Origin of the sequence: Micromonospora globispora, from assembly GCF_003857015.1 — a bacterium.
GTDB classification, from domain to species: Bacteria; Actinomycetota; Actinomycetes; order Mycobacteriales; family Micromonosporaceae; genus Micromonospora; species Micromonospora globispora.
On record NZ_QGGF01000318.1, the window covers coordinates 1 to 9368 of the forward strand.

The 9368-nt window shown below is 73.1% G+C and carries 13 protein-coding genes; 5 read left to right on the forward strand and 8 right to left on the reverse strand.

The features are described 5' to 3' along the window. Window positions 1-260: CbiX/SirB N-terminal domain-containing protein (locus DKL51_RS15625; RefSeq protein WP_498070922.1), on the forward strand; the 260-nt coding region annotated here is incomplete at its 5' end. Between the two features lie 100 nt (window positions 261-360). Here the strand turns inward: DKL51_RS15625 and DKL51_RS15630 are convergent. Next, window positions 361-618 (reverse strand): WhiB family transcriptional regulator, encoded by a 258-nt coding sequence (locus tag DKL51_RS15630; RefSeq protein ID WP_109943347.1) that lies wholly within the window; start codon window positions 616-618, stop codon window positions 361-363. Between the two features lie 443 nt (window positions 619-1061). Further along, window positions 1062-2012 carry a diacylglycerol/lipid kinase family protein gene (locus DKL51_RS15635; RefSeq protein WP_109943348.1) on the reverse strand — a complete coding sequence of 317 codons (951 nt, stop codon included), beginning with the start codon at window positions 2010-2012 and terminating at the stop codon, window positions 1062-1064. Window positions 2013-2055: 43 nt separating this feature from the next. Between DKL51_RS15635 and DKL51_RS15640 the strand changes: the two genes are divergently transcribed. Next, complete coding sequence (locus tag DKL51_RS15640; protein ID WP_109943360.1) at window positions 2056-2445, forward strand: hypothetical protein; 390 nt, start codon at window positions 2056-2058, stop codon at window positions 2443-2445. Between the two features lie 40 nt (window positions 2446-2485). Here DKL51_RS15640 and DKL51_RS15645 read toward each other — a convergent pair whose 3' ends face one another. The 3 genes from DKL51_RS15645 to sodN form a co-directional block, all read right to left on the reverse strand. After that, window positions 2486-2893: an ATP-binding protein gene (locus DKL51_RS15645; RefSeq protein WP_109943349.1), complete on the reverse strand. Its 408-nt coding sequence runs from the start codon at window positions 2891-2893 to the stop codon at window positions 2486-2488. Continuing rightward, window positions 2890-3435, reverse strand: coding sequence for a GNAT family N-acetyltransferase (locus DKL51_RS15650; RefSeq protein WP_109943361.1), 546 nt, complete (start codon window positions 3433-3435; stop codon window positions 2890-2892). The genes DKL51_RS15645 and DKL51_RS15650 overlap by 4 nt, the downstream gene beginning before the upstream one ends. A 65-nt stretch (window positions 3436-3500) precedes the next feature. After that, window positions 3501-3905 carry a superoxide dismutase, Ni gene (gene sodN / locus DKL51_RS15655; protein ID WP_109943350.1) on the reverse strand — a complete coding sequence of 135 codons (405 nt, stop codon included), beginning with the start codon at window positions 3903-3905 and terminating at the stop codon, window positions 3501-3503. Window positions 3906-3989: 84 nt separating this feature from the next. On the opposite strand from sodN, the gene DKL51_RS15660 reads away from it, so the two are divergent. From DKL51_RS15660 to DKL51_RS15670, 3 genes are all read left to right on the forward strand, one after another. Further along, on the forward strand, window positions 3990-4340 hold the full coding sequence (locus DKL51_RS15660) for a S24 family peptidase (RefSeq protein ID WP_221623191.1): 351 nt from the start codon (window positions 3990-3992) through the stop codon (window positions 4338-4340). A 139-nt stretch (window positions 4341-4479) separates the two neighbouring features. Beyond that, window positions 4480-5655 (forward strand): NAD(P)-dependent malic enzyme, encoded by a 1176-nt coding sequence (locus DKL51_RS15665; RefSeq protein WP_109943351.1) that lies wholly within the window; start codon window positions 4480-4482, stop codon window positions 5653-5655. 106 nt (window positions 5656-5761) lie between these two features. Continuing rightward, window positions 5762-6724, forward strand: a complete 963-nt coding sequence (locus DKL51_RS15670; RefSeq protein WP_165823042.1) for a zinc-binding dehydrogenase — start codon at window positions 5762-5764, stop codon at window positions 6722-6724. A 39-nt stretch (window positions 6725-6763) separates the two neighbouring features. Here DKL51_RS15670 and DKL51_RS15675 read toward each other — a convergent pair whose 3' ends face one another. The 3 genes from DKL51_RS15675 to DKL51_RS15685 form a co-directional block, all read right to left on the reverse strand. Beyond that, complete coding sequence (locus DKL51_RS15675; protein WP_109943352.1) at window positions 6764-7729, reverse strand: alpha/beta hydrolase family protein; 966 nt, start codon at window positions 7727-7729, stop codon at window positions 6764-6766. 92 nt (window positions 7730-7821) lie between these two features. Next, window positions 7822-8388, reverse strand: a complete 567-nt coding sequence (locus DKL51_RS15680) for a nucleotidyltransferase domain-containing protein (protein ID WP_243422253.1) — start codon at window positions 8386-8388, stop codon at window positions 7822-7824. Window positions 8389-8532: 144 nt separating this feature from the next. Next, window positions 8533-9368, reverse strand: an 836-nt coding sequence (locus tag DKL51_RS15685) for an alpha/beta hydrolase family protein (RefSeq protein ID WP_148097795.1), incomplete at its 5' end; no start/stop codon positions are given.

A 9368-nucleotide genomic window follows, 5' to 3' on the forward strand; every position in this document is an offset into this window, starting at 1 on the left:
GTGCGGCGGTGGCCCGGCTGCGCGCGGCCGGTGCCCGGCGGGTCGCGGTGGCCGCCTACTTCCTGGCGCCCGGTCTCTTCCACGATGCCGTGGTGGCCGCGGCCCGGGACGCCGGTTCGGTGGCCGTGGCGGATCCGCTCACCGACGCCCCGGAGCTCGCCGACCTGGTGCTGCGTCGCGTCGACGCCGTTCCCGGACGGCCCCCGGTGACTGGAGATCCGGTGCCGGGTGGTGTGACGAACTCCGCGCCGGTTCCATGATCAGGTGGGGCGGCGGCGGGGTAGCAGGAGTGCCGTGGCGAACCCTGGACAGCAAGACGCCCCGGCGGGTGACCCGGCCGGGGCGTGCTGTGCGGTTCGATCAGGCGGAGTGAGCGCGCAGCACCCGGAGACCGCCGCGGCGCTTCACCGCGCGACGCTCCTCTTCGCTCATCCCGCCCCAGACGCCGGCGTCCTGACCGGACTCGAGGGCCCACTGCAGGCACTCGTCGGTCACGGAGCACCGCCGGCAGACGGCCTTGGCCTGCTCGACCTGCAGCAGAGCCGGACCGGACGTCCCGATCGGGAAGAACAGCTCCGGGTCCTCGTCGCGGCAGACAGCACGGTGGCGCCAGTCCATGGCGGCAACACTCCTCGTTCTTGGATGGGTGGCAGATTTGCTTCATTGCGTTTTCTATATGCGTCCGCAATGCCGATAAGTGACGGTCAGCATCCATCAATTCGGCGCTGCGTGAGCAGGCTGTTGACCCCTGGACCTGCTGGAACAGCTCAACCTGCCGAGCATATCCACGCAATGTCCCGGTAACACAAGTTCGCTTGTGAATACTTTCACGAACGCTCGCGATGTCAAGGGTGACGCTCGGAAAAACTCCGCTCGGTGAGCAAGCTCACGACCCTTTTGTCCGGGTTCCAGAGTGCTCTGGCCACCCGCCGTACCACAGTCGAGGATCAATGTAGTACAGTCCGCGTGATAATGCTGACATTTCCGGCACCTACCCCTCGGTGTGGCGTCCATCGCTCGGTTGCGACGGGTCACCGTCAACCGACGGGAGTACCCGAGACCTAGCAGATTACTCTCAGTGCCGCCGGAACGGATGTGAATCTAACTTTCTCTCGCTCACCCAGGTAGTCCCCGTCGAGCTGAAAAGCCTGCGGACGGGCCGAGAGCAGGGTGAACTCCGCCACGTCGTGTAGTCGGAGCACCTGGCGGCCGTGCGGATCCGCATTCCGGGAGAAGAACTGCGTCACCGTACGTGTCGTACTGGCTACCCGGAGCTGACGTATCGCCAGCACGTCCAGGCCGAGGTCGAACGAGGCATCCGGGTTCGGATTGATTTCCCGCTCGCCGAGGTAGGTCCACGGGGCGGTGTTCTGGATGATCACCGTGGCCAGCTCGTCCTCGGCTGACTCGCCGGGGCGTTCCAGGTTGATGGCCGGGTGCCGCCGGTCGGAGGCGAGGAAGTACTGACGCACCGTCGACCGTAGGTAGAGCGCGGGGCTGGAGACGCGGCCCCGCTTGCGCGCCTGCTCCACCCGGTGGATCACCGCGGCGTCGATGCCGAACCCCGCGCAGAAGGTGAAATACCGGTCGTCGGCGCGGCCCAGCCCGATCGTCCGGGACCGGCCGAGCCGCAGCCCCTCCAGGATCATGCTCGTCCCGTCCGGCCACTCCCGGGGCAGCCCGAGCGCGCGGGCGAAGACGTTCGTCGAGCCACCCGGGACGGTGGCCAGCGCGGGCAGCCGCTCGGCCGGGGTGGCGCCGGTCCGGAACGTCGGCGGCTCGGCCGCCATCAGTCCGTTCACCACCTCGTTGACCGTGCCGTCGCCACCGAGGGTGACCACGAGGTCGACGCCCTCCTGGGCCGCCTCCCGCGCCAGGTCCATGGCGTGGCCCCGCCGGCGGGTGTACCGCACCGACAGGTCGACTTCGCTACGCAGCGCCCGGACGAGAACGTCCCGACTGCGTTCGCTGGTGGTGGTGGCCTTCGGATTGACCACCAGGACGGCCCGCATGGGCGGCACTGTACCGCGACTACTCACCGGTATCGTGTCGCCCGTGACCATCGACTCCGACCCGATTCCCGTCACGCTCCGCTGGGCGGTACGTCTCCTGCGCGCTGAGGCGGTCGCGCTCGGCGTGGTCGCGGCGTGGCTGATCTGGTCCGACCTCACCGCCGCCACCACCCACCTCACGTCGGCACTCCTGGTCACCGGATTCGCCGTCGCCGGGGCGGCGGCGCTCTGGGCCCTCGGCGGTGCCCTGGCGCGGCGTCGGGCCGGCGGCCGGGCCCCGGCCATCGTGCTTCAGCTGATGCTGCTGCCCATCGGCTGGTACATGATCCAGGGCGGGATGGCCTGGCTGGGCCTGCCGCTGATGGCGCTCGGCCTCGCGGTCACCGGCCTGCTGGTCAGCCCGCCGACCACTCGGGCGCTCGGCTTCGAGTGATCCGGCCCGCCGGAGTCGCGGGTCAGTAGGGAGCCGCGGGTCAGTAACCGGAGGCGCGGCGGGTGAGCAGCGAGATGGTGGCCCGGCCGTCGGCGGCGTTCGCGGCGGCGGCCGTGGTCAGCGCCGTGAGCACCTTCCAGGCGAAGGACGACTCCGAGGGGAGCGTCGCGCCGCGGACGGTCGGCACGGTCACCTCGACGGTGAGCGCGTCGTCGGTCACCGCGAACCGGCACTCCAGCTCGGCGTTCCGGGTGGCGATGGCGAGCAGCATGGCGCACGCCTCGTCGACGGCGATGCGCAGGTCCTCGATCTCGTCGAGGGCGAACTGCAGCCGGGCCGCGAGGCCCGCCGTGGCGGTGCGGAGCACGCCGAGGTAGCCGCCGTCGGCGGGCACGGTGAGGTGCACGACGTCGTCGTCGGTCGTCGGCTGGCCGGTCAGTTGAGTCACGCCTCATCCCCCCGGTCCGGGACTCTACCCGTCCCGACCGCAGGCCGCGTGGGGGACGTCACCGCCTGCACCGCCAGGCCATGCAGCGCCGGCCCGGTGAGCCGGTAGGGGACCCACTCGTCCATCTGCACCGCGCCGATCGAGGCGTAGAAGCCGGCGGCCGGATTCCACTTGATCATCCACCAGTCCAGCCGCCGGTAGCCCCGCTCGACGCAGATCGCGGCGAGGGTGGCCAGCAGCAGCCGGCCCGCCCCGGTGCCCCGGGCGGCCGGGCGGACGTACAGGTCCTCCAGGTAGATGCCGTGCACGCCTTCCCACGTGGAGAAGTTGAGGAACCACAGCGCGAAGCCGACCGGCTCGTCCTGGGCGTCCACGGCGACGTGACCGAAGAGCGCCGGCGCCGGGCTCCGACCACTCCAGCTCGGCGCGTCCGACGCCGCGCCGCGACCTGGAGCAGTCGCGAACAGGGCGGCGCTGAGCTGCTCGGCGGTGAGGTGGCACTGCTCGGGGGCCCGCTCGTACTCGGCGAGTTCGTGCACCATCGCGACGACGGCCGGCACGTCCTCGGGACGCGCCGGCCGGATCGTCGGTGCCTGGGAGGCCAGGGTCACGCCTTCTTGGTCTCCCAGAAGATCTTCGAGATCTCGTCGATCTTCTGCAGCAGCTGGTCGGCCCGGGCCGGGTCGACGCTGCCCTTCGCACCCGCGGAGCCGGCCAGCTTGGTGGCCTCGTTGAACAGCTGGTGCAGGTGCGGGTACTTCTCGAAGTGGGCCGGCTTGAAGTAGTCGGTCCAGAGCACCCACAGGTGGTGCTTGACCAGCTCGGCCCGCTGCTCCTTGATGATGATGGCGCGGGTGCGGAACTCCGGGTCCGTGTTCGCCTGGTACTTCTCGCAGATCATTTTGACCGACTCGGCCTCGATCCGGGCCTGCGCCGGGTCGTAAACGCCACACGGCAGGTCGCAGTGGGCGCTGGCGGTCACACGGGGCGTAAGGATGCGGGGAAGGCGCATCAGGGTCCTCCATGGGATGTTTGCGATGATCCAAGCCGACATTACTCCTGGACATGCTCCCCGGCGGGCGGGAGGTGAAACCCGGTGCGACCGGCCGATGACGGCGCGGCCCCCGCGCTGCGCGGGCCGCTGACGCCCGTCCTGGTCACCGGGCCCTCCATGGTCCCCACGCTGCGGCACGGCGACGCGGTGCTGGTGCGCACCGGGGGCCGACCTGTCCGCCCGGGGGACGTCGTGGTCGCGGTCTTCCGCAGCCGCCCCGACCTGCTGGTGGTCAAGCGGGCGGTCCGCCGCCAGGACGGCGGTTGGTGGATACGCGGGGACAACGACCTGGTCGTCGACGACTCCCGGGCGTACGGGGTGGCGGACGTCCGCGGCCGGGTGGTGGCTCGCTACTGGCCCCGCCCAGGCCGGGTACGTGGTCGGCCGATATGACCCCGCTCACATCGTCGCCCCGCGCGCGCCACTATGCTCGGGAGGTGCCCGGGTGACCCCCGCACCGCCGCGCCCCACTCGCCGCTGACCTCGCGGCCGAGCCGGCCGGTCCGTCTGCTCGACAGATCCTGGAGTCACCATGTCTTCGTCCACCGTGGACCCCGCTGATCCCGTCTTCCGGCTGCACGTCGGCGGCAAGATGGCCGTCGCATCGACCGTTCCCCTCACCAGCCGGGAGGACCTCTCCCTCGCGTACACCCCGGGGGTGGCCCGGGTGTGCGAGGCGATCGCCGCCGATCCCGCCCTCGCCGACGACTACACCTGGGTGTCGCACACCGTCGCCGTGGTGACGGATGGCTCCGCCGTACTCGGCCTGGGCAACATCGGCCCCCGCGCGGCGCTGCCCGTGATGGAGGGCAAGGCAGTGCTGTTCAAGCAGTTCGCCGGTGTGGACGCGGTGCCGATCTGCCTGGACACCCAGGACGTGGACGAGATCGTGGCGGTGGTGAAGGCCCTGGCGCCCTCGTTCGGCGGGATCAACCTCGAGGACATCAGCGCCCCGCGCTGCTTCGAGGTGGAACGCCGGCTGGACGAGGCGCTGCCGATTCCGGTCTTCCACGACGACCAGCACGGCACCGCGATCGTGGTGCTGGCCGCGCTGCGCAACGCGGCCACCCTGCTCAACCGCAAGCTCGGTGACCTGCGGGTGGCGGTCAGCGGCGCCGGCGCGGCCGGGGTGGCGGTGACCAAGATGCTGGTCGCCGGGGGAGTGAACCCGGACCAGGTGGTGGTCTGCGACTCCAAGGGGATCATCGGCCGGCACCGGGAGCTGACCGGTACGAAGGCCGAGCTGGCGGAGACCACCAACGCCGAGGGCCGGCAGGGCGACATCACCGAGGCGCTGCGCGGCGCGGACGTGCTGATCGGCGTCTCCGGCGGGCAGATCCCCGAGGAGGCGGTGGCCGGGATGGCCACCGGGGGGATCGTCTTCGCGCTGGCCAACCCGACGCCCGAGGTGCACCCCGAGGTGGCCGCGCGGCACGTGGCGGTGGTCGCCACCGGGCGCAGCGACTACCCGAACCAGATCAACAACGTGCTCGCCTTCCCCGGGGTGTTCCGGGGCGCGCTGGACGCCGGGGCCACCCGGATCACCGAGGGCATGAAGGTGGCCGCCGCGGACGCGATCGCCGGGGTGGTCGCCGAGTCGCTGACCGCCGAGGCGATCGTGCCCTCGCCGCTGGACCCGCGGGTCGCCCCGGCGGTGGCCGAGGCGGTCGCCGAGGCCGCCCGCCGCGACGGCGTCGCTCGCCGCTGACCAGGTCGGCCGGCGCCCCGACGGGGGTGCCGGCCGCAGGCAGCGGCCCTTCTTATCGCCTTTTGTGAGGAAGAGCCCCTTCTGAACGGGCGCTCAGCTTGTTACGGTGCCGATCATGCGTGCCGCCTATGCGTCGAGCGTCGACGCCGACAACCCGCTCGCCGCGCTCCGCGTCGGCGACCGTCCCGAGCCGACCCACCCGCAGGACGACTGGGTGACCGTGCAGGTGCGGGCCAGCTCGCTCAACCACCACGACCTGTGGTCACTGCGCGGCGTCGGCCTCAGCGCGGACCAGCTCCCGATGATCCTCGGCTGCGACGCGGTCGGCACCGACCCGGACGGCAACGAGGTGGTCATCTACCCGGTCGTGCCCACCTCGGGCGACCCGCGCGGGGTCTCCATCCTCTCCGAGCACTTCCCCGGCACCTTCGCCGAGCGTGTCGCCGTACCCCGGATGAACCTGCTGCCGCTGCCCACCGGCCTGGCGGCGACCGACGCGGCCTGCCTGCCCACCGCCTGGCTCACCGCGTGGCGGATGCTCACCACCAAGGGCCGGGTCGACGAGGGTGAGTCGGTGCTGGTCCAGGGGGCCGGCGGGGGCGTCGCCACCGCGGCCGTCGCGCTCGGCATCGCGCTCGGCAAGCGGGTCTACGCCACCAGCCGGGATGCGGCGAAGCGGGAGCGGATCACGGAGCTGGGCGCGACCGCGCTGGAGCTCGGCGCCCGGCTGCCGGAGCGGGTCGACGTGGTGATCGAGACGGTCGGCGCGGCCACCTTCGACCACTCGCTGAAGTCGGCCGCGCCGATGGCCCGGATCGTCGTCTCCGGCGCCACCGCCGGACACGAGCCCAAGGTCAACCTGCGCCGGGTCTTCGCCATGCAGCTGGAGATCCTCGGCACCTCGATGGGCACCCCGGACGAGCTGACCGAGCTGCTGGCGTTCTGCGCCGAGCGTGAGGTGCGCCCGGTGGTGGACAGCGTGGTGCCGTTCAGCCGGATCGAGGAGGCGTTCGCCCGCCTGAACTCGGGCGAGGTCTTCGGCAAGGTCGTCATCGACCACACCGCCTGACGCCGCCCCGGCCGGGGGCCACCCGCCCCCGGCCGCGCGTCAGAGGTGGTCGTCGAGGGTGGCGAGGTTGCCGCGGGTGGCGTCGGCGGGGAGCCGCTTCTTCGCGGCCGCGTCGCCGTAGAGGGTCCAGCGGAGGAACTCGACCGTGGTGTCGGAGACCACCCGCAGCGCCTTGCCGTCGGTGAGCAGGGCCCGCCCGTGGTCACCCTTGGGCAGGCTGAGCATCGCCTTCGGCCAGGGCACCGCGTCGTAGACCGCCTTGCCGGCGGCGTAGTCCACCACCTCGTCGGCCTCGCCGTGCACGAAGAGCTGCGGGGCGGCGGCGCCGGCGAAGGCGGTGCCGACCCCGAGCCCCGTCCCGGCGAAGACGATGCCGGCGTCGAGGCGTTCGTCCCGGCCGGCGGTGAAGAGCCCGATGGTGGTCACCCCGCCGGCGCTGTGCCCGGCCGCGGCCACCCGCTCGGTGTCCAGCCGGCCGCGCAGCGGGTCGCCGGCCTTCGTGTCGAGGGCGAGCACCTGGGTCAGCGCGTACGACACGTCGGCGGGCTGGTTGAGCACGTCGAGCACGTTGCCGTCGCCGCCCTGGCCGGTGTGCGGGAACTTCGGCGCGGCCACCACGAAGCCGGCCGACGCCCACCGGCTCAACAGCAGCTGGTAGTCCTCCGGGCGGGCGCCGAGGCCGTGGCTGAACATCACCACCGGGAAGCGGCCGGTCGCGGCGGCCACCGACCGCTCCGGCGTACCGTCCGCCTCGCCCCGGGCCGGGTACCAGACGGTCACCGGCAGGGGGCGGTCGCCGTCCCGGTTCAGCTTCAGCTGCCGTACGCCGACCGCGAAGGCCTCGGTGGGGGCGTGCCCGGCGGGTACCCGGGGCGCCGGCGTGGTCGCCTTCGGCGGCGCGGTGGGTGCGCTGCGCACGGCGGGCGCGGGGGCGCCCGAGCAGCCGGCCAGGCCCACGCTGAGCAGGGCGGCGGCGATCATGGCAGGGGTACGGCCTCGGGACATGAAGACGATTGTGCCTCGCGTTCCGGGCAGGCCGGCCGACATCGCGCCGGAGGGTGAGCGAATCGGCACCCCCCGGCCGGGGTGGCCGGGGCTCAGCTGACGAGTGGTTCGGCGGCGGCCGTGCTCGCCCGGAGGCGGGCGAGGTCGTCGGCGTCCTTGGCGCGTCGGGGTCGTTCCGGCATCCAGACCGGGAACATCTCCTTGAACTCGATCTGCGCGGCGACGGCGATGATCGGCGCCGTCAGGCCCCCGATCCGGCCGGGCGGCGCGTCGAGCATCCCCTCGGGCAGCGCGGTGCCGGCCCACGGCCCGGCCCCGACCACCACCCGGCCCTCGGCGTCCCGATCGAGGTAGGCGAAGCTCAGCTCGACGTCGCCCCGGAGCAGGTCGAGCTGCGTCGTGGCGGGCATCCGCGGATCCGGCCGCCAGCCGCGCTCACCGAGCAGGCCGGCCAGCCGGTCGGCGTCGGCCCGCCAGCAGTACCAGTCGACGTCCACGTGCGGCCGGGTCGCCTCGCCGAGGTGGAAGTCCATCGCCCAGCCGCCCCGTAGCCAGACCGCGATCCCGGCCGCCCCGGCGATCTCGACCACCTCGCGCACCGCGTCGAGTTGCCGTCCCGCCAGCCCGTCCCCGTCCACCCGGGCGACGCTACCGCCCACCCACCGACCTTGCCGCCCCGGTACGCGCCGGCCGCGCCGGTCGGGGGCGATGTCGGCGACCGGGCGGGGTCGGGAGCCGGTCGGTACCGCCATGCCGCCGAGCCGGAGTTGACCACGCGGCCGGCCGCCGGCCCACGGCCGCGGTCAGTCGGGGAGGCGGGTGATGAGGGTGGTGACGCCGGGGAGGGCGGCGTCGGCGGGGAGACGGCGGAGGCCCGCGGCGTCGTCGTAGAGGGTCCAGCGGAGGAAGTCGATGGTGGTGGCGAGGACCTGGGCGAAGCCGGGACGGCCGGGGGTCAGGTACTCGCCGTGACCCTGGCCGGGCAGGCTCAGAAACGCCGCGGGCCCGCCCGTGCGGGCGTACGCGGCCCGGCCGACCGACTCCGGCACGATCGGGTCGGCGCCGCCGTGCACGAAGAGCAGCGGCGCGGGCGGGCCGGCGAAGCTGCCGGCCAGGCCACCGCCGGCGATCACGATGCCGGAGCGGAGCCGCGCCGAGTGGCCGGCGGTGAACATCCCGGCCGTGGTGAAGCCGCCCGCGGAGTGACCGGCCGCGGCGATCCGGTCGACGTCCAGGTGCCCGGCGAGCGGGTCGGCCCGGCGGGCGTCGAGGCGTACCAGGTGGCGGATCAGGCGCCAGCCGTCGGCGGGTTGGTTACGGACGTCGGCCCGGGTGAAGGTCGGCGTACGCAGGTTGGTGCGCGGGTAGGTCGGAGCGGCGACCACGAAGCCGGCGGCCGCCCAGCGGGTGGTCAGCGGGGCGTGCAGTTCGGGCAGGCTGCGCAGCCCGTGGCTGTAGATCACCACCGGGAACCGGCCGGCGGCGACGGGCGCGTCCGAGGTCGCCGGCGTCGGACCGGGCGGGCCACCGGCGGCGGGGTACCAGATCGTCACCGGGAGCGGCCGGGGGCCGGTCGGATCGACGGTCAACTGCCGCACGCCCACGGCGTACGCCCCGAGCGGGGCGTGCCGGGCCGGCG